Annotated in this window: 16 protein-coding genes and 1 tRNA gene; 13 read left to right on the plus strand and 4 right to left on the minus strand. The window is 43.8% G+C overall.

Annotation, left to right across the window (positions count from 1 at the left end; all coding sequences use genetic code 11):
- Positions 1-2 precede the first annotated feature (2 nt).
- From HC965_RS16665 to HC965_RS16705, 9 genes are all read left to right on the plus strand, one after another.
- Positions 3-1,463, plus strand: coding sequence for a RagB/SusD family nutrient uptake outer membrane protein (locus HC965_RS16665; RefSeq protein ID WP_191032509.1), 1,461 nt, complete (start codon positions 3-5; stop codon positions 1,461-1,463).
- Between the two features lie 13 nt (positions 1,464-1,476).
- Positions 1,477-2,085, plus strand: a complete 609-nt coding sequence (locus HC965_RS16670; protein WP_191032510.1) for a fasciclin domain-containing protein — start codon at positions 1,477-1,479, stop codon at positions 2,083-2,085.
- A gap of 27 nt (positions 2,086-2,112) precedes the next feature.
- Positions 2,113-3,648 carry a hypothetical protein gene (locus HC965_RS16675; protein WP_191032511.1) on the plus strand — a complete coding sequence of 512 codons (1,536 nt, stop codon included), beginning with the start codon at positions 2,113-2,115 and terminating at the stop codon, positions 3,646-3,648.
- Between the two features lie 283 nt (positions 3,649-3,931).
- Entirely contained in the window at positions 3,932-5,476 is a 1,545-nt protein-coding gene (locus HC965_RS16680) for a hypothetical protein (RefSeq protein ID WP_191032512.1), read from the plus strand.
- A 54-nt stretch (positions 5,477-5,530) separates the two neighbouring features.
- On the plus strand, positions 5,531-6,523 hold the full coding sequence (locus HC965_RS16685; protein ID WP_191032513.1) for a DUF6528 family protein: 993 nt from the start codon (positions 5,531-5,533) through the stop codon (positions 6,521-6,523).
- 38 nt (positions 6,524-6,561) lie between these two features.
- Positions 6,562-8,355, plus strand: coding sequence for a glycoside hydrolase family 71/99-like protein (locus HC965_RS16690; RefSeq protein WP_191032514.1), 1,794 nt, complete (start codon positions 6,562-6,564; stop codon positions 8,353-8,355).
- 8 nt (positions 8,356-8,363) lie between these two features.
- Positions 8,364-10,721: a TIM-barrel domain-containing protein gene (locus HC965_RS16695; protein ID WP_191032515.1), complete on the plus strand. Its 2,358-nt coding sequence runs from the start codon at positions 8,364-8,366 to the stop codon at positions 10,719-10,721.
- Between the two features lie 19 nt (positions 10,722-10,740).
- On the plus strand, positions 10,741-13,416 hold the full coding sequence (locus tag HC965_RS16700; RefSeq protein ID WP_191032516.1) for a glycoside hydrolase family 2 TIM barrel-domain containing protein: 2,676 nt from the start codon (positions 10,741-10,743) through the stop codon (positions 13,414-13,416).
- A 16-nt stretch (positions 13,417-13,432) separates the two neighbouring features.
- Positions 13,433-14,227 carry a sialate O-acetylesterase gene (locus HC965_RS16705; RefSeq protein ID WP_191032517.1) on the plus strand — a complete coding sequence of 265 codons (795 nt, stop codon included), beginning with the start codon at positions 13,433-13,435 and terminating at the stop codon, positions 14,225-14,227.
- Between the two features lie 342 nt (positions 14,228-14,569).
- Here HC965_RS16705 and HC965_RS16710 read toward each other — a convergent pair.
- Positions 14,570-14,642, minus strand: a tRNA-Met gene (locus tag HC965_RS16710).
- A gap of 237 nt (positions 14,643-14,879) precedes the next feature.
- Between HC965_RS16710 and HC965_RS16715 the strand changes: the two genes are divergently transcribed.
- The 4 genes from HC965_RS16715 to HC965_RS16730 all read left to right on the plus strand — a co-directional run bounded on the left by HC965_RS16715 (position 14,880) and on the right by HC965_RS16730 (position 19,337).
- Positions 14,880-15,470 carry a TetR/AcrR family transcriptional regulator gene (locus HC965_RS16715; protein WP_191032518.1) on the plus strand — a complete coding sequence of 197 codons (591 nt, stop codon included), beginning with the start codon at positions 14,880-14,882 and terminating at the stop codon, positions 15,468-15,470.
- A gap of 16 nt (positions 15,471-15,486) precedes the next feature.
- Positions 15,487-16,233, plus strand: coding sequence for a 3-oxoacyl-[acyl-carrier-protein] reductase (fabG, locus tag HC965_RS16720; RefSeq protein WP_191032519.1), 747 nt, complete (start codon positions 15,487-15,489; stop codon positions 16,231-16,233).
- A gap of 9 nt (positions 16,234-16,242) precedes the next feature.
- Complete coding sequence (locus HC965_RS16725; protein ID WP_191032520.1) at positions 16,243-16,914, plus strand: RluA family pseudouridine synthase; 672 nt, start codon at positions 16,243-16,245, stop codon at positions 16,912-16,914.
- 152 nt (positions 16,915-17,066) lie between these two features.
- Positions 17,067-19,337, plus strand: a complete 2,271-nt coding sequence (locus tag HC965_RS16730) for a GH92 family glycosyl hydrolase (RefSeq protein ID WP_191032521.1) — start codon at positions 17,067-17,069, stop codon at positions 19,335-19,337.
- Positions 19,338-19,516: 179 nt separating this feature from the next.
- Here the strand turns inward: HC965_RS16730 and HC965_RS16735 are convergent, their stop codons facing one another.
- The 3 genes from HC965_RS16735 to HC965_RS16745 all read right to left on the minus strand — a co-directional run bounded on the left by HC965_RS16735 (position 19,517) and on the right by HC965_RS16745 (position 23,949).
- Complete coding sequence (locus HC965_RS16735; RefSeq protein ID WP_191032522.1) at positions 19,517-20,680, minus strand: glycoside hydrolase family 130 protein; 1,164 nt, start codon at positions 20,678-20,680, stop codon at positions 19,517-19,519.
- A 530-nt stretch (positions 20,681-21,210) separates the two neighbouring features.
- The gene (locus HC965_RS16740) at positions 21,211-22,656 is read right to left on the minus strand and encodes a glycoside hydrolase family 125 protein (protein WP_191032523.1); all 1,446 of its coding nucleotides are present in this window, start codon (positions 22,654-22,656) and stop codon (positions 21,211-21,213) included.
- Between the two features lie 135 nt (positions 22,657-22,791).
- Positions 22,792-23,949 carry a glycoside hydrolase family 76 protein gene (locus HC965_RS16745; protein WP_191032524.1) on the minus strand — a complete coding sequence of 386 codons (1,158 nt, stop codon included), beginning with the start codon at positions 23,947-23,949 and terminating at the stop codon, positions 22,792-22,794.
- Position 23,950: the final 1 nt, after the last annotated feature.

Consider the following 23,950-nt stretch of genomic DNA (forward strand, 5'->3'; position numbering starts at 1 on the left):
GTATGAATAAGATAAAATATTTTGTTGGAGCTGTATGCCTGGCTCTATCATTGAATAGCTGCTCGGATTTTCTGAACGAAGAACCGGTAAGTGAAATCCCGGCAGGCGATATGTGGCAAACTGCCCGTGACGCCAAGGCAGGAGTGAATGAAATCTACGGATTGCTGCGTTCTACTTTGCGTGAAAACTATTTCTATTGGGGAGAATTCCGTTCGGACAACGTAGCCCCCGGTGCTCCGGTAATGGCAGACCAGGCACGTGTTATCAACAACCTGATGTCTACAGACGAGAAATGTGCGAAATGGACTACCCTCTATCAAATGATTAATCAGACAAACCTGGCTATCAGGTATATTCCTAATATCAGCATGCCGGATGTTGCCGACCGTAACGATTATCTCGGACAAGCATATGCTTTGCGTGCTTTGGCCTATTTCTATGCTATCCGTGTTTGGGGTGATGTACCTTTGTTTACCGAACCGACAGAGAAATACTCTGATGCTATCTACAAAGAACGTACTGATAAGAATTACATTTTAGACAATGTCATTCTTCCCGACCTGAAGAAAGCGGAAAGCTTGATTAACCGTAATAAGAACTTTGAGCGTAAACGTATTTCTATCTGTGGCGTATGGGCTATAATGGCAGATGCTTACATGTGGGTTAAACAATATAATCTGGCAGATCAAACCATTGATAAAATGGCTGATATAAAATCCTCTAAAGGTCGTTTTGTCGATTTTGAGCCATCCATTCAAACCTGGCATACCATGTTTACGGAAGAACTGAATAATAAACCATCGGACGATACCCCCGAAAATGATGAATACTCTACAAAAGAGTTTATTTTCCTCATTCACTTTAATATGGATGAAGTGGGTGTAAACGGATATAGTTATATGTATCAGTGGTTCTCCGGTTCGGGCAACCGTGCAGCCGTTTTATCAGATCAATTGATGAATATTTTCAATGAACCGGATATGCAGGGTGATTTGCGTAAAGCATACACAGTGAAGGATTATCAGAATGGAAACGAATTGCGTAAATACATGGCTGGCGATATCAGTAATTCATTGAACAAGACTTGTGAAGTTGCTTACCCGGTTTATCGCTATACGGATATGTTGTTACTGCAGGCAGAAGCCCGTGCCCGTTTAGGTAAATGGGAAGAAGCCCTGGATTTGGTGAAAAAAGTGCGCGACCGCGCAGGCTTGGCTACTCCTACAGCACTTAGTTTTGCATCGGAAGATGAGGTCATTAATTACATTCTACGTGAACGTCAGGTTGAGTTGGTTGGTGAAGGCCGTCGCTGGTTCGACCTGGTACGTACAGGAAAATGGAAAGAAGTGATGGAGTCTGTCAACGGTATGAGTCAGGATGGCAATGAACTATTCCCGATTCACTACTCACACATATTGGAGAATCCGAAAATAACTCAGAATACATATTATGGTAATAACTAAAAAGCTTGAAACGATGAAAAAGACAATATATAAAACGCTTTTCTTTTGTCTGGGTATGATAGCACTGGCCGGGTGCGATTTGGACTTGCAGAAGAATTATGATTATGAAGCATCGGTTGACGATCCTCATGTGAATGTGACTGCCTGGGAGTATTTTCAGGATCATCAGAATGTTTTCTCTGAATTTACGGCGGCAATAGAATATACCGGTCTGAAGGATTACTATACTCAGACTGAAAACAAATATACTTATCTGGCTCTGAATAATACGGCTATGCAGTCCTATCGTGAGAATGTTTTTCCGGGTGTGGCTTCCATTACTGACTGCGATAAAGCAACAGTGAAAGATATGCTTTTGTATCATATTGTGGATGGTGAATATAGCTCGTATGGACAATTACAAGTAGAAGCCATGTTTGTATTGACAATGCTTCCCGGTGAAAAAGGCTTGATGACCATGTCCGTTTGGAAGAATCCATGGCAAGCTGCCGTAGGAAAGATTTTGGTGAATGAAACAGGCAGCAATGGTAAATCGCCTCAACGCAATGCTAAGACTAGCAATATCTTGCCGACAAATGGAGTAATCCACATATTCGAGAAATATTGTTATTATCAGAAATAATCAGTATTAAATAAAAATGAGTTTATTATGATTCGTAAATTATATACCATCTTATTAATCGGGCTTTGCTTGAACTTTGTGGCTTGCGGTGACGATAATGAAAATATTGACCCTAATGCCGCTGCTCCTGTTATCAAATTCCCGATGGAACAATTGGCTGTCGATCTGAATAAAGTCGACAATCTGCCTGTAGTAGCTGTAATCAAGTCACAAGCCGGACTGCAGAGTGTGACAATGAAAATTCAGACAGTGGAAGGAACTGTTGATTATAAGACTATAACGGATTTCTTTAACCCGAACTCCTACAGTTTATCTGAAAACTTAGAATATGATGCGAATTATCAGGCTTTTATTATTGAAGCCACCGATAAATTGAATCATGTAATTACGGGTACACTGCCTATATCTGTGACCGATGTTGTAGAACGTCCTGTCATTACTTTCGACCCGGAAGAGATAATCTATGATGAAATGGATGAAAATCCGACTATTCCCCGCACGACGTTTAAAGTAACTTCAGAAGCCGGTCTGAAAACGGTTGAAATGTACCTGGTTTCAGCCAGCGGACAGGAATCGCAAGGTACTGCAAACTTGAGTGGCGAGAAAGCGTATGCATACGACGAAATGATAAATTATAAAGAAGGTGATAGAGGTTTTAAGGTCAAAGCGGAAGATACATATGGATATATTACAATTTCGACACTGCCTGTGACTTACAGAACTATCCCCGGCCCTGTACTGACTTTACCTGAAAAGACCATATTTGCGGATACCGACGCAAAGAAAGGTGTACCGATGAAAATCGAGTCAGTTCGTGGTGTTCATGAAATTATAATCTATCGTATTGAGAATGGACAGGAAGTCGAAGCTCTGAGAGAAACAAAGAATGGTGAAACAAGTTTGGATTATTCACCTGAAATAAACTTTACTGAGGCTACCTCACAACTTAAGATTGTAGTATCGGATGGAAGAGAGGATAAGAATACGGTAGGATATGTGACAGCGTATGTCAATATGGACGTTGCTACAGTTACCATAGGCAGTCACCCTATTGCCAATACTCCGAATGCCAAGTATCCCGATACATACGGTTTATTGTCATTTAACGACTTAAAAACATATTCTATTGATTATGCGATTGCTAACGAGAGTAATGCGAAGAATGTAGACTTTAAGTTCTATTGTTTTGGTGGTTCGGCTGTACCTCGTTTGTATTCTATGAGCTTCAAAGATAAGGATGGGGAATTTTCAGGTTCAACAGGTAAACTGAGTGCTATAAGTGTGAAAAATGATACCCGTTTTGCCATATTGTCAAGCTTTGATTTTGATAATGCAACGGCTTCTTCCATAAGTACAATCTCATCAAGCATCATCACTGCCAATCAATTGAATCCTGTTGCAGTTGGGGATATTATCGCATTCAAGACAGCGGATACCTCAACGGCAGGAGAAAGGGTAGGCGTTATGAAGATTATTAGCATGACAGAACCCAAGGAATTGGTGTCCAGTAATGCGACTGTACGTGTGATGACCTTGGAAATCAAGTTCCCTAAGAAGAAGTAACGGTTCTCCTATATAGAGCCAACAAGTACATTATAGGAAGATAATAGGTGGATTGTATAGGGATAAGAGTTCTTTGATAGTTAGATACTGTGTACGAGATGAGCATCTGGTACTGTTCGGGATGAGCATCTCGTACTGCTCGACATGCTCATCTGGTAATGCACGAGATGAGCATCTCGTATATGGTTACTAACTATAAAACACTTCCTGTCTCTCTATGAAACAGATACTGGCAAAGCTTTATCTGCTTCTTGAGTAAGTAGATGCATTAATTAAAAGTAATATGGATAGACATATATATCATTGTTTCCTCTTTTTCTGTTTAATCGGACTGATGTCGTTCGTGACAGGTTGTTCTTCTTCCGATGCAGGAGAACCTTCGGAACCGGAAACTCCCGCTACACCTGCAACAGATGAATATACTTATCTGAATGTAGAATATAGAAAGTGGCAGAACGGAACTTTCCAATCATGGACAACTGCCGATTCCCGTGAAACCCGCATCATTGATAATATGAACCGCTATACTCCTTCATTAGAATATAGCCGGACTGCATGGGGCGGACGAATCGGCTTGCAACCCTCTTCTGTGACGGGAAAAGATGGTTTCTTCCGGGTAGCCTATTGCGGTGGACGCCCTTATCTGCTCGACCCTGATAATGGTGCTGTGATTCTTCATGGAATCCAGCACGTTCGTCCGGGAGAATCTGCTGCCCATCAGAAAGCTTTCAGTACTAAGTTTGGTAGTGAAGCTCGGTGGAGCGAGGAAACAGGAAAACTGATAGCGGATAACCATATCAACTATATCTCGTATGGCTCAAATCGTATTGAAGCATTTCCCGCCACTATGCGTGCTAACCTGTTAACACCGAAGACACAGAAGATTGCATATGCGGAAACCCTGTATTTGCTTCGCACCTTTATGTGGGATATGAGTAAGAATTTAGGTTATGCTTTTGATGACGATAAGTACAATCGCCTGGTTCTCCTTTTCGAACCAACATTTGAAACCTATATCGACGACCTGGTACGAGAGAAATCTGCCTTGTTTGCAGGTGACAAACACTTTGTCGGATATTATCTCGATAATGAACTGCCATTTGCGAGTTATCAGAATGCCGACCCTCTACGGGGGATTGACCTGAAACATTTCCTGGCTTTGCCCGACCGTTACAAAGCGGCCCGAACCTATGCCGAAAAGTTTATGCAGGACAGAGGTATAGTCCCTTCCGCAGCGATAACCAAGAAAGAACAGGAAGATTTTAGGGAAGTTGTTGCTGATTATTATTATCAGTTGACAACGAAGATCGTCAGACGTTACGATACGGAACACTTGATTTTGGGTACGCGTCTGCATGACTGGAGTAAATACAATCAGAAAGTAGTGGAGGCTTGTGCCCGCTATTGCGATATTGTTTCCATCAATTACTATGGACGCTGGCAACCGGAAACAGATTTCCTGGGCAATCTGAAATCATGGTGCGGAGTGAAGCCCTTCTTGGTTTCCGAGTTCTATACAAAGGCTGAAGATGCCTCCTACAAAGGAACTAACTATTCGAATACCGAGGGAGGTGGCTGGCTCGTACGTACACAGAAAAACCGGGGAGAGTTTCATCAGAACTTCTGTTTGCGTCTGCTTGAAACGAAGAATTGCATTGGATGGATACATTTTGAATATAATGACGGTTATGCTTCAAACGGTAGTGCTTCGAATAAAGGGATTGTCTCATTAGAGTACGAACCTTATGAAGATTATCTTTCATATATGCGGCAATTGAATCTGTCTGTTTATCCTTTGATTGATTACTATGATACCCGGTCACAGTAAGAAATTAGTAGAGGCTTTAATAAAGAAAAAATAGAAAGTAAAATAGTTATGAATATGAAGAAAATAAGTTTATTAGCCATTCTTTTGGGCTTTAATATAGCTTTCGGGGCTTGTTCCGATGACGACGCAACTCCTGTTGCACAGAATGAACCGTTTCAACTTCCTGCGAAAGCATATGTTTTGGCAGAGCAGACGAAACGTGCCATTGTGATAAGAGATGCGGAGACAGGACGTAATGTTTGGAGTTGGGACCCTTATACGGCTTGTGTTCCTTCGGCACATCAGGACTGGTTCATCAATCCGAGTGAAGTGAAGCCGGTTTTCAATAAACGCTATATATTGATGACCGCTTCCGGCGGAGCGGTCGCATTAATTCGCATATCAGACCATAAATTAATGTTCTACGCCAATTGCGGACAGAACCCTCACTCCGCAGAAATATTACCGGATGGAAATATTGTTACAGCAGAGTCAAAGTCCGGTGAAATTAATACCTTTGTGGTAGATACGATAAAAGTACTCGGAATGAAAGCTAATACGGTGAAATTGGGTAATGCCCACAATGTCGTGTGGGATAAAAAGAGAGAATGCATATACGCTACGGCTACTATACAGGCCGGTACTACGGCATTATTCCGCTTCAAATATAACAATGACAATCCTGCCAGCCCTAAACTGACCAATCAGTCACGTATCTACACATTTGACAAAGAATCGGGCGGACATGACTTGTTCCCGGTCTACGGTGAAAATGATAAACTATGGATGACAGCAGCTTCGGCAGTCTATAAGTTTGATGTTTCCACGGATACTCCTACTTGCGAGAAAGCCTATGACACCGCCGATATAAAAAGCGTCTGCAACAGCCCGGAAGGAATCCTGATGTTGAAACCGACCGAAGAATGGTGGGCGGAAGGACTCGTTAATGAGAAAGGCGAAGAACTTTTCAAGATGGGCGGAGCCAGGATTTATAAAGGACGTTGGATGATTGACAATACCTTCAGCTACCCGGAAGAGCACGACCTGGTACTAGGGCAGGGCAAATAGGATTGGATAGGTAAAATAGAATAATAAAGTTTGATACAATGAGGAAATTTCTTCTTTTAATATTGATGTTTTCAGCCGTACAGGCTTGGGCACAGAACGGAAAGAAAGTATATGCAGACTTTCATGGTGTGCGCTATACCCGTCAGCATGATGGTAAACTGGGGCGTTGGGAGATGTATGCCAATACGGAAAAATCAAGTACCGGAAGAAAATCGCTATGTTACAATGCCGACCTGATAGACAGTGAAGGACGGCATGAAATCGCGGCAGTCGCTTATCCGCAAGTCGGGATGCAGTCAAACCTGGACTTCGACTATATCGAATATCAGATATTGTCGGCCAAAGCAGCCAAGATAGACGGCTTCTTTATCGAATGGGGATTCAAACCTCATGAGAATGACATCTTGCTGCGTGAAATGCAGAAAGTGGCGGCGAAGTATGACTTTGAAATAGGCGTAAACTGGTGTGACGGCTGGCTGTATTATGACTGGATTACTAAAATCTATCCGCAAGTCAACACCCGTGAAGCCAAGACAGAATACATGGCGAAATGCTATCAATATCTTGTTGATAGTGTTTTCACCGGCCCCACCGCACCTGTTGTAAAAGGAATGCCCGTTTTCTACCACTTCGGCCCGGGAGCGAAAGTCGATGAATACCGGAAAATATTATCAGAAGTAAAACTACCTCAAGGTATGAAACAGCCCGTTGCCTTGCGCCGGTGGGCTGATTGGGGAAAACTGGAGGATAACAAATACATCCCCGTCACCCGCAGTGATGAAATGGATGCATGGAAACAAATCGGAGAAATCCCGACCGCATGGCTTCCCGCACGTGTCCGGTCAAGAGACCAGGAACATGCCGAATGGGACAATTACGCTACTCAGGATGATGTTATCGAATTTATGAAACCTTTCCGTGATTCGATTTGGCACAGTAACAATCCTGCCTATACCATCAAATCAGGATTTGCCATGCCCGGCATGGATAACCGGGGATGTGCAGGCTGGGGACGCGGACACTTCTATTATATCCCCCGCAATAACGGAGAAACATATAGCAGTATGTGGAAATTCTGTATGGCGGAGAAAGACAGCCTGGATATGATGTTTATCGCTTCCTGGAGCGATTACACTGAGGGACATGAGATTGAACCGACCATCGAGAACGGTGACCGGGAATTGCGTACCACTTTGAAGTATGCCGCAGAATTCAAGGGAGAACAAGCGGACGAACGTGGCTTGACCTTGCCATTGATGCTTTTCCGTTTGCGGAAAGAAGCCCGCTTCTTGGAAAAGACGAAAATGGATGTATCCGCCTGCCATCGTTCGCTTGACAAAGCAGCATTGTTGATTAGCCAGGGGCGCTATCCGGTAGCGATAGGTCTGCTGTCTCAAATAGAGAACGATGTCAAGACAGCGAAATCAGCCCTGACCGTTGAGATGAAACGTTTGCGTGAGTCGGATATGAAGATTCAGGGAAAACGTAAATCCGGTGGATATACAGCCGAAGAAACGCTTTCCATATCCCTGCCCCAAGAGTTAGTTTCCAAGCTACAGATGAATAATTATGTCGGATACCTGTATTTTGAATACCTGGATAAAGGAAATGAATCCCTCTTTATTCGGTCGTCCACGTTGCGCGAACCGAAAGAACCGTTCAAAATCGTGTCCCGGATACGTACCGATAATACAGGAGAGTGGAAGAGCGCGAAAGTGGAATTGTATAAAGACAATATCGTCAACGGATTTAACATGCCTACTTTCTATTTGAAAGGAAACGTCGTCATCCGTAATTTGTCATTAGGCTATAATATCTACACAGTCAAATAAATCTATTGATGAAGAGTTTGAAATATTGGTTATTGGTTTTATCCGCGCTTTCATGGTTCGGATGTTCCTCTTCGGTACATGAAGATAGCAGAGGTTGTTCTTTTATCTGCGACAGCATTCAATATAGGATTGAATTTATGTCGGCGGGATGCGTACGGGTTTTATCTTATCCCGAAGGTGATACCTTGGTCACAAAAAGACTGGTTGTCAATGCGGAGAAGCCGGCATTCAACGATTATAAATGGGAAGAAACGAAACAGGCATTCGTCTTTCGCACCCATGAACTTTCCGTGACTTTTGACAAGGCGGATGCTGCCTTTGCTTTTCAGGAAGTATCGACAGGTAGATTGCTGTTAAAAGAAAAAGACCGTAAAAAGGCACGAAACTTCAAACGTTCGGAAGCCGGTGGCGAGCAATGTCTCGAAGTAACCCAGCGCTTTATGCCTACTGCCGATGAGGCTATTTACGGACTTGGACAGTATCAGAACGGTGTTATGAACTACCGTGGAAAGTCTGTGCTTCTCTTACAGGCAAATATGGATATTGTAAATCCGTTCCTTGTCTCGACCAACGGATACGGTATCTTATGGGATAACTACTCCTCCACAAAATTTGAAGATACGAATGAAGGCTATTCATTTACTTCCGAGGTAGGTGATGCTTCCGATTACTACTTCGTATATGGCAAGAATATGGATGAAGTCGTTTCCGGTTACCGGGAGTTGACGGGAGACGTGCCGATGTTTGGAAAATGGGTGTACGGCTTTTGGCAATCCAAGGAACGTTATAAATCGTTCGATGAGCTGAAAGCAGTCGTAAAGGAATATCGTAAACGGGGAATCCCTTTGGATAATATCGTGCAGGATTGGGAATACTGGGGAGACAAACCCCATTGGAACAGCCTAGCCTTCCATCCGGCTCATTTTGATAACCCCCGGCAGGTCATTGACGAACTGCATCAACAGGATAATGTCCACTTCATGCTTTCCGTATGGCCTGGTTTCGGTCCTGAAACGGCAGTGTACCACTCGCTGGATTCCATCGGAGCATTGTTTAATGAACCTACATGGGCGGGTTATAAAGTTTTTGATGCTTATAATCCTGCCGCACGGACTATCTTTTGGCAATACCTGAAGAAGGGACTCTACGATATGGGTGTGGATGCCTGGTGGATGGACGCAACGGAACCTTCTTTCCGTGATGGGTTTACCCAGTTGAAACAGGAAGAAAAAACGAAATCGGCAGGGAACACCTGCTTGGGTAGCTTCCATCGTTATCTGAATACCTATTCTTTGGAAATGCTGAAAGACTTCTATCAACGCCTGCGGACTGAAAGCAATCAGAAACGTGTATTTATCCTTACCCGTTCCGCCTTTGCCTCGCAACAGCATTATGGCACGGCCGTATGGTCGGGCGATGTCTCGGCATCTTGGGAGAATATGCACAAACAACTGGTTGCCGGACTCAACTTATCCATGTCCGGCATTCCGTACTGGACTTCCGACACCGGTGGTTTCTTCGTCACCGAACGTGACGCCAAATACCCCGACGGACTGAAAAGTAATGATTACAAAGAACTGTATTCGCGCTGGTTCCAATTCAGTACATTCACTCCGATTTTCCGTGCCCACGGCACGAATGTACCGCGTGAAGTATGGCAGTTTGGTGAGAAAGGAACACTTTACTATGACAATCAGGTGAAATATATCAACTTGCGTTATCGCCTGCTGCCTTACATTTACTCAATGTCTCATCAAGTAACGGCCAACAATTATACCCTATTGCGAGGACTGGCAATGGACTTTACAACAGATACCCGGACTTTTGACATTGACAATGCCTATATGTTCGGTACGTCTTTCTTAGTACGTCCGGTATTTCATCCGCAATCGGAAGAAAAGAATGTCACCGTCTACCTGCCGGAGCATGAAGGCAAGTATTGGTATGACTTTTGGACAGGGCAACCCTTGGACGGTGGAAAAGAACACATACAGGCCAATATCACGGACATACTTCCTCTGTATGTGAAAGCCGGCTCCATTCTTCCTTTGGCAGAAGTGAAACAATATGCAATGGAATATCCCGACCGTGAACTGGAACTTCGTATTTATGGCGGAACAGATGCTTCCTTCCTATGGTATGAGGATGAAGGTGATTCCTACCGTTATGAGGAAGGTATCTGCTCACAAGTTCCGATGCAATGGAAAGATGCGGAACGGACATTGACTATCGGTATGCGTGAAGGCAACTATCCCGGCATGCCGGAACAGGTAAAAATGCATGTGAAATTATATCTGCCTGAAGGAACTGTTCTTGAGAATAAGGAATGTGCCTACATGGGTGAAGAGATGAAAATAAAGTTTTAACTATAAGTGTTTTTAGATTATGAAGAAGTTTCTCTATATCTTTATTATGTTGTTTATTGTGGGATGGGTACAGGCGCAACAGCGTGTGATATACACAATTAACGACGGATGGAAGTTTACAAAAGGTTCTCCGTTTGAAGCGCAGTTGGATAACTGCGACGATTCTTCCTGGGAGACAGTCAATATACCTCATACCTGGAATGATAAAGATGCAGACGATGAAACTCCGGGATTCTATCGAGGGCCGGCCTGGTATCGGAAACAATTGTTTGTCGACAAGAGTCAGGAAGGACGTCAGGCTATTATTTACTTTGAAGGTGCCAATCAGGAAGTACAACTTTATCTGAACGGGCAATTCATTGGGGAACATAAAGGCGGATATACCCGTTTCTGCTTTGACATCACTCCTAATCTTCGCTATGGACAGGAGAACCTGTTTGCCATTTGCGTGAACAACGTCTACAATCCCAATATCCCGCCCTTATCCGCTGACTTTACCTTTTTTGGCGGTATCTATCGCGATGTCTATCTGCAATTTATGAATCCCGTACACATTGCGACGAATGACTACGCTTCATCGGGAGTCTATCTCCGTACCCCCGAAGTAAACAAATCCGCAGCATCGGTAGAAATAACCACTCTGCTGACGAACGAACTGTCTCAAACTACGGAAGTCATTGTAGAAAACATAATCTGCGATGCCGACGGCAAAGAGGTCAGGAAAACCAGTACGGAAGTCAAACTGGCATCCGGCGAAACCAAGACAGACGTATCCAAAAAGATAAAAATAGACTCCCCCCGCTTGTGGGATATAGACGACCCTTATCGTTATATAGTATATACACGTATCCTTGATAAAAGAAAAGGAACCTTACTCGATGAAGTCGTAAATCCCTTAGGTCTTCGCTGGTTTGAATTTGATTCGGAAAAAGGTTTTTTCCTGAATGGTAAATGGCGCAAACTGATTGGTACTGCCCGTCACCAGGATTACTTCCAAAAAGGAAATGCGCTACGCGACGAACTGCATGTACAGGACGTACTCTTGCTGAAAGAAATGGGCGGAAACTTCCTGCGTGTTTCGCATTATCCGCAAGACCCTGTCATCATGGAGATGTGTGACAAACTGGGTATTGTTACTTCAGTTGAAATACCCGTTGTCAATGCCGTTACAGAAACGGAAGAATTTCTGAACAACTCCGTTGAAATGGCAAAAGAAATGGTACGTCAGGACTTCAACCGCCCTTCTATCATGATTTGGGGATATATGAATGAGATTTTCCTGCGCCGTCCCTATACCGAAGGCAAGCAACTCGAAGACTACTATCATTTTACTGAAAAAGTAGCCCGTTCCCTGGAAGCAACCATACGTAAGGAAGACCCTTCAAGATATACCATGATGGCCTATCACAACGCTCCTCAATTCTACGAAGATGCCCATCTGACGGAAATCCCGATGATTCAGGGTTGGAACCTGTATCAGGGTTGGTATGAACCGGATATCAATGAATTTCAACGCCTGCTCGACCGTGCTCATAAAATGTATAAGGGAAAAGTGTTGATGGTTACGGAATACGGCCCGGGCGTAGACCCGCGTACACATTCCTACCAACCGGAGCGTTTTGACTTCTCGCAGGAATACGGACTAATCTATCATAAGCATTACCTTAATGAAATGATGAAACGTCCTTTTATAGCAGGCTCCAGCTTGTGGAATCTGAATGATTTCTATTCCGAATCCCGTGTTGACGCAGTTCCTCATGTCAATAATAAAGGTGTTCTCGGATTAGACCGGGAAGTGAAGGACACCTATTTGTTTTATAAAGCAGCCTTGATTCGTCGTCCGATGCTTGTTATCGGTAACAGGGAATGGAAAACCCGCGGCGGTGTTGTGAATACGGAACAGAAAGAATGTATTCAGTCGATTCCTGTGTTCTCCAATGCAGAGGAAGTCGAATTGTTTGCCAATAATAAAAGCCTGGGAAAGAAGAAGATAGAAAGTGGTTATGCACTTTTTAACGTGCCGTTCGTCAATGGGGAAAATCAATTAGAAGCCTTTGCGGTAACAGGTGATACGAAATTGCATGACATGCTCGAAATTCGGTTTCAGTTAATAGGCTCGCAATTGAGAGACAATACCCTGCCATTCACGGAAATGAATGTAATGCTGGGCTCTCCGAGATATTTTGAAGACCGTGCCGCCAATGTAGCATGGATTCCCGAACAGGAATATAAACCGGGAAGCTGGGGATTTGTCGGTGGAACTCCTTATCGACGTAAAACAGGCTTCGGCACTATGCTCGGTTCAGATATTGACATTTTCGGAACGGATATGAATCCAGTCTTCCAAACCCAACGTGTCGGCATCGAATCTTTTAAAGCCGATGTGCCGGACGGGGAATATTCAGTATCTTTGTATTGGGCAGAATTGGATTCGGACAAAGAGAAAGAAGCCTTGATTTATAATTTGGGAGCCGATTCGGAACAGACGCTTGTCGGAAATCGCCGTTTCGGAATCTCAATCAATGGAACAACTGTTTTAGACGACCTCAATATCGCCCGTGATTATGGCTATGCCCGTGCTGTAATCAAGAAATTTATAGTAACGGTGAAAGACGGAAAAGGATTGAATATCGACTTCCATAAAAAAGAGGGAGAGACTATACTGAACGCCATCCGTATCTATAGAAACTATTAATCATAAACACTGTAAAATGATACGAACTATTTATTTATTGTCTTTTCTGCTTGTACACTCCCTGTTTGCTTTTGCCGGGAATGGAAAGGAGACTGTTCCGTCCTCACTGGATTTGTATGTATGCATCGGACAATCCAATATGGCAGGCCGTGCAACATTGACACCGGAAGTCATGGATACTCTGCAAAATGTGTATCTACTGAATGAGAAAGGAAGTTTCGAACCGGCAGTAAATCCCCTGAACCGTTATTCTACCATCCGGAAAGACATGTCAATGCAACGTTTGGGACCGGCCTATGGCTTTGCCAAAGAAATGTCCCGTCAGGTGAAATGTCCCGTCGGCTTGGTAGTGAACGCGCGTGGCGGCTCTTCTATCAATTCCTGGCTGAAAGGCAGTAAAGACGGATATTACGAAGAAGCCATCTCCCGGATTCGGATTGCCGTGCAGCAGGGTGGTGTTCTGAAAGCAATTCTATGGCATCAAGGTGAAGCCGATTGCTCCAACCCCGAAGCATACAAACAAAAACTCATCTCTCTGATGAAAGACTTGCGCGAGGATTTGGGCATGCCGGATTTGCCGGTTATCGTAGGGCAAATATCTCAATGGAACTGGACGAAAAGAGAAGCAGGAACAGTACCTTTTAATAAAATGATAAAGAAAGTATCTTCATTTATCCCCAACTCCGATTGGGTATCTTCGAAAGGCTTGGGATGGTACAAGGATGAAACAGACCCTCATTTCAATACCGAGGGACAATTATTATTAGGAAAACGCTATGCGGAAAAGGTTCTGAAATTCTATAAACATTAATAAGCCATCTTCTACGGAATAAAATAAAAGCCGATTAGCTCATACTAGAACTAACCGGCTTTTATTATTTACTTGTCTTTTATCTACTTGCTTTTTAAGGAACTTCCTTTTCTCTCCCGAATATCCCCGGCGACCGTATACATCACAGTGAATAACTAAATCGTAACCTGTTGACAGAAAATAGCCGAATATGGTTAATTGCCTTATCCCTAATAAATTAACCTGTTAATAACTCTGTTAATATCCTTGTTGATAACTAAAACGGGGTTGTGAATAAAACCAGTAGGGAAGAATCGTCATAAAAAAGAAGAACCGCATTTCTGCGATTCTTCTTTATCTTAGTTGCGGAGATCCGACTCGAACGAATGACCTTTGGGTTATGAGCCCAACGAGCTACCAACTGCTCCACTCCGCGATGTTTAACGGGTGCAAAGGTACGGCATTATTTGGAATATACAAATTATTTGCAGAATATTTTTCTAATAAATAATCTATTTTCTCTTATATAGCTGAAAATGAGTAGAGTAATATGGAAACTTTTTTTTAGTACCTATTAATATACAAATGTTAATATTCTCTCTGTTTTCTTGTATGGTCTAAAGAAAAGAATTACTTTTGCTCAAAATATTCAGCAATGTGCAATTTGTAACCTATGACCGTATCCAAGACAAAAGCCAAGTTAGTAGATGTTGCCCGTCAGCTTTTTGCGAAGATGGGGGTAGAGAACACGACTATGAACGATATCGCTCTTGCTTCTAAAAAAGGTAGAAGGACTCTGTATACCTATTTTAAAAGTAAGGATGAAATATATTTAGCTGTTGTAGAATCAGAACTGGATATGCTGTCGGATATGATGAAGCGGGTAGCAGAAAAGAATATCTCCCCGGACGAGAAACTGCTGGAGTTGATATATACCCGGCTGGATGCGGTGAAAGAAGTCGTTTACCGGAACGGGACGTTGCGTGCTTACTTCTTCCGTGATATTTGGCGTGTAGAGAAAGTACGTAAGAAATTCGATGCGAAGGAAGTGCAACTCTTTAAGGCGGTGCTCCTGGAAGGACAGGCCAAAGGAGTGTTCCGCATTGACGACGTAGAGATGACAGCCGATTTGATACATTATTGTGTGAAAGGAATCGAAGTCCCGTATATCCGTGGACATATAGGCGCACACCTGGATGAAGATACAAGAAATAGATATGTGTCCAACATTGTGTTTGGCGCACTGCATAGAACAGAACATTAATTAAATAACTTTTAGTATGGGATTATTAGACGGAAAAACAGCCATTGTAACCGGTGCTGCCCGCGGTATTGGTAAGGCTATCGCTCTGAAGTTTGCTGCCGAAGGTGCAAACGTTGCATTTACTGACCTTGTCATTGACGAAAACGCAGAAAATACAGCCAAAGAACTTGAAGCATTTGGCGTGAAAGCCAAAGGTTACGCTTCCAATGCTGCTAACTTTGAAGATACAGCCAAAGTCGTAGAAGAAATTCATAAAGACTTCGGACGCATTGATATTCTGGTAAACAATGCCGGTATCACTCGCGACGGTCTGATGATGCGTATGAGCGAACAGCAATGGGATATGGTCATCAATGTGAACCTGAAGTCCGCATTTAACTTCATTCACGCTTGTACGCCTGTCATGATGCGTCAGAAAGCAGGTAGCATTATCAATATGGCCTCTGTAGTAGGTGTTCATGGTAATGCAGGACAGGCTAACTACGCAGCTTCCAAAGCCGGTATGATTGCATTGGCAAAGTCTATCGGACAAGAACTCGGTTCTCGTGGCATCCGTGCCAACGCTATCGCTCCGGGATTCATCCTGACAGATATGACTGCCGCTCTTTCTGACGAAGTGAGAGCAGAATGGGCAAAGAAAATTCCTTTGCGTCGTGGTGGTACTCCTGAAGATGTGGCAAACATCGCTACCTTCCTTGCTTCCGATATGTCTTCTTACGTATCCGGACAAGTGATTCAGGTAGATGGTGGTATGAATATGTAATCGAACAGAATGACTGTTGTATACGAAGACAACCATATCATTGTAGTCAACAAGACCGCTTCCGAGATTGTCCAGGCAGACAAGACGGGCGATACACCACTTTCGGAAACTGTAAAGCAGTACCTGAAAGAGAAGTATCAGAAACCCGGCAATGTTTTCATCGGTGTGACACATCGGCTGGACCGCCCCGTAAGCGGTCTTGTTATATTTGCAAAAACGAGTAAGGCACTGACCCGTCTCAATGAGATGTTCCGCACCAGTGAGGTGAAGAAGGCCTATTGGGCAGTCGTGAAGAACGCTCCGAAAGAAACGGAAGGCGAACTGGTACATTTCCTGTTGCGCAATGAGAAGCAGAACAAGAGTTATGCGTACGATAAAGAAGTACCGAAAAGCAAGAAGGCGATTTTAGATTACCGCTTAATCGGCCGTTCGGAGAATTATTACCTGCTCGAAGTTGATTTGAAAACCGGACGCCATCATCAGATTCGTTGCCAGTTGGCAAAGATGGGATGCCCCATCAAGGGAGACTTGAAATATGGTTCTCCACGCTCCAATCCCGATGGCAGCATTTGCCTGCACGCCCGGAGGGTGCGATTCACGCATCCGGTATCCAAGGAACTGATAGAGCTTGAAGCTCCTCTTCCCGAAGGAAATTTATGGAAAGGATTTGAACTGTTTTAATCAGTGCAAATCCTTTTTCTTTTTGCCAAAAGAGTAAATCTGGCTGCCATTTCTTCAGTTAATTTCAGTGACAGCCTGTAAATTCCCCAATACCTGTTATATTTGCATCATTCGCTAATTACTATATTCAAATCTACCAAAGAAAAATACGAATGAAGGCATTTAAACTACTCGCACTTACTTCCTGCTTTTTACTTGCAGCGGGAAATGGAGTTGCACAACGTGATTATTCAAAAAGTGAAGGACTGCTCCAATATGTAGACCTTTATATCGGTTCCGGCTATCACGGACATGTATTTGTAGGGACAAGCGTTCCTTACGGAATGGTGCAACTGGGGCCTAACAATATCCATAAAGGTTGGGACTGGTGCTCCGGCTATCATTACTCCGACAGTATCTTGATAGGTTTCTCCCATACCCATCTGAATGGTACGGGATGTACCGATTTAGGCGACATCCTCATTATGCCTTTGAATGAAATCCGCACTCCCAGGGGAAACCAGAATGATATACGTGACGGCTATGCTTCCCGCTATTCGCACGACAACGAAACAGCCCGTCCCGAATATTACTCCTTACTTCTCGACCGTTATAACATCAAAGCGGAACTGACAGCAACAGACCGTGTAGGCTTCCATCGCTACACATATCCTGAAGGTAAACCGGCTTCCATATTGATAGACCTGCGTGAAGGGAACGGCTCGAACGCCTATGATAGTTATATCCGCAAGATAGACGATTATACAGTAGAAGGCTACCGCTACGTAAGAGGCTGGAGCCCTTCCCGTAAAGTTTATTTTGTACTGAAGAGTGACAAGAAGATAGAGCAGTTTACCGCCTATGATGACAACACCCCGAAGCCCTGGGAGCAACTGAAAGTGGCATCTGTAAAAAGTGTCCTCACTTTTGGCAATGTAAAAGAGGTAAAGATTAAAGTCTCCCTCTCTTCCGTGAGTTGTGCCAATGCAGCCATGAATCTGCAAGCGGAACTTTCTCATTGGGACTTTGACAAAATAGTAAAGATGAGTGCCGACCGATGGAATAAAGAACTGGCAAGAATGAGCGTCGAAACAGATAACGAGCCTGCCAAACGTATCTTCTATACCGCACACTATCATACCATGATTGCTCCTACACTCTATTGTGACGTAAATGGCGAATACAGAGGTATGAACGACATGATTTACACCGACCCGAAGAAAGCCAACTACACCACCCTTTCTTTATGGGATACCTACCGTGCTCTGCATCCTCTGATGACTATCGTTCAGCCCGAAATGGTAGACGATGTAGTCAATTCTATGCTTTCCATCTACCGCCAGCAGGATAAACTCCCCATATGGCCTTTGATGAGTGGCGAAACCAATCAGATGCCGGGTTATAGCTCCGTGCCTGTGATTGCCGATGCTTATCTGAAAGGATTTACCGGATTCGATGCGGAAGAGGCGTTGCAAGCGATGAAAGCGACTGCTACTTATGAAAAGCAAAACGGCATCCCTTATGTGATGAAAAAAGGATATATCCCTGCCGACAAAGTCCATGAAGCTACTTCGATAGCCATGGAATATGCAGTAGATGATTGGGGCATTGCCGCCATGGCACGTAAAATGGGAAAGCTCGAAGATGCGGCAACTTACGCCAAACGTGCGCATTACTATAAGAACTACTTTGACTCTTCCATCCACTTCATCCGCCCGAAGTTGGATGACGGCTCTTGGCGCACTCCTTATGATCCGGCACGTTCCATCCACACCGTCGGAGACTTCTGCGAGGGTAACGGCTGGCAATACACATTCTTTGCCCCGCAAGACCCGTATGGATTAATCGAATTATTCGGTGGCGACAAACCGTTTGTCGCAAAGCTCGATAACTTCTTCACCAACAACGACAGCATGGGCGAAGGTGCATCCAGTGACATTACCGGACTTATCGGTCAATACGCGCATGGAAACGAACCGAGTCATCATGTTGCCTACCTGTATGCATATGCCGGCGAACAATGGAAAACAGCAGAGAAAGTTCGTTTCATTATGGATGAATTCTATACGGATAGACCGGACGGAATCATCGGCAATGAAGATTGCGGCCAAATGTCTGCGTGGTATCTTCTTTCATCCATGGGACTTTACCAGGTGAATCCGTCAGACGGTATATTTGTTTTCGGTAGCCCATGCTTTAACAAAGTCGAAATGAAAGTACGTGGTGGCAAGACATTCACAGTAGAAGCCCCCAACAATAGCAAAGAAAATATTTATATCCAAAAGGTTTACTTGAACGCTAAACCTTATAATAAGAGTTATATCACATACGATGATATTATCAATGGCAGTACTTTAAAGTTTGTGATGGGAAAGAAACCCAATAAGAATTTTGGTAAAGCTCCGGCAAACAGACCGATTGTTTTGAACAAGATAAATGAATAACAAAATTAATGAATAAAGGAAAGATAGTTTTCAATAGGTAGTTAGATTCAGATAGTTTTAATTGATTCCCGTTTAAAAATCCCAAAAGAATATCCTGCTTTCATTCCTATTCATTAGAAAGAATAGAATTTGAAAGCAGGATATTCTTTTTTATAAATAACCGTTTGTTATTTCATCGCTTATGGCAACGGATCAGCCGCTGCGGGACGTTTCGGATCATAAACAGCTACGCCTACTTCAGAGTCTGCACAGCCGTAGTACAAGTACCATTTGTTTTTGAAGTAAACCATTCCTTCGATAAAGACAGTGCCGTCTACATACTGACCGCTCTTTTCAAAGCTGTCCATCGGACGGAAGAAAGGTTCGTCAAGACGGGTGATGAAGCGGGTAGGCTCGTTGGCGTCAAAGAGGGCTTGTCCGGCGGCGTAGACATTGGCGGTGTAGCGTTTGTCGCCTCTTCCTGTGTGATTCTTGCCGTTGTAGAGAAGTACGATACCTTTCGGCGTGTAGATAGCCGGAGGACCACATTCAGTAAGATGGCTGTCGAAATATCCATCGCGGGGTGAGAATAGTTTCTTTAGAGAGCCGTCGATGTTGACTACTGGTGTCCAGTCGATTAAATCATCGGAAGTGGCGGCGAATACATGCTCCTCTCCCCAATACATAAAGTATTTCCCGTTGATTTTCTTGATAATCTGCTTCCCGTTGACAACTTCGGTCAGGATAGATCCGGATTTGCAACCCAGGTTGAAGAACTTCCCGTCAAATGCTTTGGCAAAGGCAGGGCCATGCTTCGTCCAATCTTTCAGATTACGGGAAGTGGCTACGGCTAGACGGGGGATATGGCGGTTCCACTGGGTGTACATCATTACATACAATCCATCTTCTGTTACGGCAATGCGCGGATCTTCGCAGCCACCCGGCCATTCCAACTCTTTTTGTGAATCATTGGCAGGATAGAATACAGGAGTTTTTTCCCGTTGGAAATGCGTACCATCAGTGGAAGTTGCGTAACCGAGACGGGAAGTACGGTGACCGATGCCGACGCCCGATTTATCTTCCGCACGATATAATACGACAATATCCCCTTTGTAGAGTGTAGCAGCCGGATTGAAGGTGTCATTCGATTCCCATGCAATAGAATCTTTGGCTAAGGGACAATAAAACTTGGTATTTTCTATGGGAGATATTACCGGATTCACGTTCTTCGGACGTTCGAAACCACCGAAAGCCCAATCGGGTAATTTGTTCTCTCTGTGATTGGAAGATTGACTGGAAGATTGCCCATAGGCTGTACAAGCCATTATTGACGTAGCAAATAGGAATAATAAAGTTGATTTCATATAGTCTGTATTACATTAATAGTTGATTGCTTCAGGAGTAATATCCTTCTACATATAAATTAAAAAAAGAAATATGCTGTCATCTGTCACATAATTGAGCGTAAATAATTGATGGATTGTTAATTATAGTGTGACAGCATGCTGTGACAACAGGGTGACGGCAGAGTGATAACAGCTTTGCTGTCACACATTCCGGAAATAGAGAGTATCTTGTTTTCCCGGCTATAAGAGAAGTTATTCTCTATACCATGTCAAGATAGTGTTCATAGTTTGAAACCGATGGTGCCAGCAAAGCGGAACTTTAGTTTCAACGGTTCGAAACTTTGGTTTCAACGGCTTGAAACTTTAGTTCCATCGGTGAGAAACTCCAGTTTCATCAGCTTGAAACTTTAGTTTCGTACGCTTGAAACTCTTGTTCCCAAGGCATGAAACTATCTGTTCCATGCGGTGAAACTATTAGTTCCAAGGCATGGAACCATTGGTTTCACCGTATGAAGCACTTATTGTATCAGTACGATAGGGATAGAAACTTACTGGATACTATTCAGTAAGTCTACCTTTCCTTCGTTGACAAGTTTCAGGATTAGTTCTCCGAATAGCGTATTTTGCCAGGCAAACCAGGAACGCGTGAAATTTTTCGGGTCGTTCTTGTGGAAAGATTCGTGCATAAAGCCCGTTCCGGCATCCGTATCCATCAGCATTTTGATGCAAGTCTTGATTTCTGCGTCGTTTTGGCTGGTGAATGCTTTCATCATAATACTCATCGGCCAAATCATATCATATCCGATATGCGGGCCGCCGATACCCTCTCCGGCAGTACCTTTGAAGAAGTAAGGATTATCCTCACTCCATACAAATTTGCGGGTATTCTGATAAATAGGGTCACTCACTTTCACATCTCCAAGATAAGGCAGAGCGATGAGACTCGGCACATTGGCGTCATCCATTAACAACTGATTGCCGAAACCATCCACTTCGAAAGCATAGATTTTGCCATATTTCGGGTGATTATAAACAGCATACTTTTTCAAGGCTTTTTCTACTTCGTCCGCTAATGTAGTACATTGTTTGGCCAAATCCGGTTTCTTGTTGACCGTATTCAGGATTTCAGCCGCTTTGCGCAATGAAGTAACAGCGAAGAAGTTAGACGGAACGAGGAACTGGAAAGTAGTAGCATCGTCAGAAGGACGGAAAGCGGAAGCAATCAGTCCGACAGGCTTAACAGGATTACCCCAGCCGTCGTTAGTCATTGTGTCGAGAGCACGTTCCGTCTTGCGTTGGAAGCGGTAAGGACCTTTCGCGTCTTCTTTTCGTTGCTGTTCCTTAAACGTTTTCAGGACGTTGGCGATGGCTGCAAGCCATTCGTCGGAGAATACACTGGCATCTCCTGTTGTTTTCCAGTAATGATAAGCGAGACGGATAGGATAACAGAGTGAGTCGATTTCCCATTTCCGTTCGTGCAGTTCGGGCTTCATGTCCGTAAGGTCGCTCATCCATTCGCCGCCTTCGGAATTCATGTTGAAAGCATTGGCATACGGGTCGATATTGATACACTTGAACTGGCGTTTGATAACGCCGGCCAGCATCTTTTTCAGTTCCGCGTCTTTGTTGGCGAGTTGGACGTAAGGCCATACTTGTGCGCCCGAATCGCGCAGCCACATAGCATGGATGTCGCCCGTATATACAAACGTATCATCTTTACCGTCAAAATGAACAGTGGTATCCAACGTATTTGGAAAACAGTTTTCGAACATCCATGCCAGGCGGGCATTCGTCAGCAGTTGCTTGATGTGCGCAATCTGTTGTTCCACAGCTTGCGAGACAAACAGGCGTTTCGATGCTTCCGGACGGTTCGTCTGATAATTGTTGATTTTGGTATTATCTTGTTGGATGATAAAATCACTGTTCCCCATAGCCTGTATATTGGTAGCACCCAAAAGCGCCATAGACAAGCAAAAGGCTTTAGTTATATTCATGGTAATCGTTTTTTTAATTGGTTAGTATTGGTTAATTGGTTAATAAGAATATTGCGAAATGCTGAAAAACATTTCATTGGGCTTTGAATGTCAGAAAGATAACCTTCAAATGAAAGACAACCTTCAAATAAACGGTTAAATCTCTGCGAAGAATTCGATAAGACAAGCATTGTCCAGCAGCCATTTATACTGCTCCTTGTTGTGTCCCGACCAGTCTCTGCCTAATAGTCCGTTCTCGTCCCGGTAATTTTCCCAGGCGTGAAGCGCATTCCCTACCATAGCATCGACATACGCCGGATTTTTGTCAACCTTATACAGAGCTTTCAGTCCTCTGAATAAAATCACGTTAAACCACGCCATATCTTTATGTACTTTGACAGTCGGGTCTTTCATGTCGGCTTTTGTACGGAAAAAAGCATCCGTTCCTGCAGCTGTCTGCTGTGCGTCGCGCAAGTACTGTTCGTCCCCTGTCTCCTCATAGAGCAATACACCTGCCTGAATCATTTGTCCACTGTTGTAGGCATATTTCTCTTTGGAAACTTTCCCTTTCAGGTTGACATTATCCCAGTAAAGATGGTCGGTAGGGTCGCACAGGTGCTTTTTCGTCCAGGCGTAAGTCTCTTTCGCTTTTTCCAGGTATTTGGCATCCTTCGTCAGCCGGTACAGTTTGACACCGAGTACAGTCGACGGTGCATTGGAACAAGTATGCTTCGCTTCCTTCTGCTGTTCACACCAAAAGATACCGCCGCCCATCTCATCGCTCCATCCACTGTAAATATATTGATACAGTGCAATCGCTTTTTCCAAAGATATGGGCTTGTGCGTCAGTTGGTAATAATCGCAGTAATCCAGCGCAATCCAGATGTTATCGTCATAATAACGTCCGTGTTGCCCGTACTTGGTAGGATACGATTGATAACAGGCCGGCAGACGGCTGTCATCCCAATACTGCTCCATTCCCGGCAGAATTCTTTTCTCGAGAATCTTCTTGTACTTCTTGTTCCCGGTAGCTTTATATAACGCCACACAACCCGACATCATCCCCGAATACGGCCACAGAAAAGAAGCCTTCAGCGTTCCGTTCTGCTGCGTTCCGCCCGCCAGGTAAGTAATCTTTTGGTCGGGATTGACAGGATACGTTTCTGTCAGTAGTCGGTCATTCGTCTGATAGAGATTCAATACATTAGATAGAATCGAGTCGGCAATAGAAAGATAACGGGTATTTCCCGGAGTCTTTCCCACTGCGGAAGTAAGGCCAAATAACATACAGGCTACAAAACATATATTTCTCATA

It is taken from the genome of Bacteroides sp. GM023, assembly GCF_014750685.1.
Lineage (GTDB): Bacteria > Bacteroidota > Bacteroidia > Bacteroidales > Bacteroidaceae > Bacteroides.

Coding starts and splice junctions, on each gene's coding strand:
- HC965_RS16665 (WP_191032509.1), top strand. CDS start 3: ATGAATAAGATAAAATATTTTGTTGGAGCTGTATGCCTGGCTCTATCA.
- HC965_RS16670 (WP_191032510.1), top strand. CDS start 1,477: ATGAAAAAGACAATATATAAAACGCTTTTCTTTTGTCTGGGTATGATA.
- HC965_RS16675 (WP_191032511.1), top strand. CDS start 2,113: ATGATTCGTAAATTATATACCATCTTATTAATCGGGCTTTGCTTGAAC.
- HC965_RS16680 (WP_191032512.1), top strand. CDS start 3,932: ATGGATAGACATATATATCATTGTTTCCTCTTTTTCTGTTTAATCGGA.
- HC965_RS16685 (WP_191032513.1), top strand. CDS start 5,531: ATGAAGAAAATAAGTTTATTAGCCATTCTTTTGGGCTTTAATATAGCT.
- HC965_RS16690 (WP_191032514.1), top strand. CDS start 6,562: ATGAGGAAATTTCTTCTTTTAATATTGATGTTTTCAGCCGTACAGGCT.
- HC965_RS16695 (WP_191032515.1), top strand. CDS start 8,364: ATGAAGAGTTTGAAATATTGGTTATTGGTTTTATCCGCGCTTTCATGG.
- HC965_RS16700 (WP_191032516.1), top strand. CDS start 10,741: ATGAAGAAGTTTCTCTATATCTTTATTATGTTGTTTATTGTGGGATGG.
- HC965_RS16705 (WP_191032517.1), top strand. CDS start 13,433: ATGATACGAACTATTTATTTATTGTCTTTTCTGCTTGTACACTCCCTG.
- HC965_RS16715 (WP_191032518.1), top strand. CDS start 14,880: ATGACCGTATCCAAGACAAAAGCCAAGTTAGTAGATGTTGCCCGTCAG.
- fabG (WP_191032519.1), top strand. CDS start 15,487: ATGGGATTATTAGACGGAAAAACAGCCATTGTAACCGGTGCTGCCCGC.
- HC965_RS16725 (WP_191032520.1), top strand. CDS start 16,243: ATGACTGTTGTATACGAAGACAACCATATCATTGTAGTCAACAAGACC.
- HC965_RS16730 (WP_191032521.1), top strand. CDS start 17,067: ATGAAGGCATTTAAACTACTCGCACTTACTTCCTGCTTTTTACTTGCA.
- HC965_RS16735 (WP_191032522.1), bottom strand. CDS start 20,680: ATGAAATCAACTTTATTATTCCTATTTGCTACGTCAATAATGGCTTGT.
- HC965_RS16740 (WP_191032523.1), bottom strand. CDS start 22,656: ATGAATATAACTAAAGCCTTTTGCTTGTCTATGGCGCTTTTGGGTGCT.
- HC965_RS16745 (WP_191032524.1), bottom strand. CDS start 23,949: ATGAGAAATATATGTTTTGTAGCCTGTATGTTATTTGGCCTTACTTCC.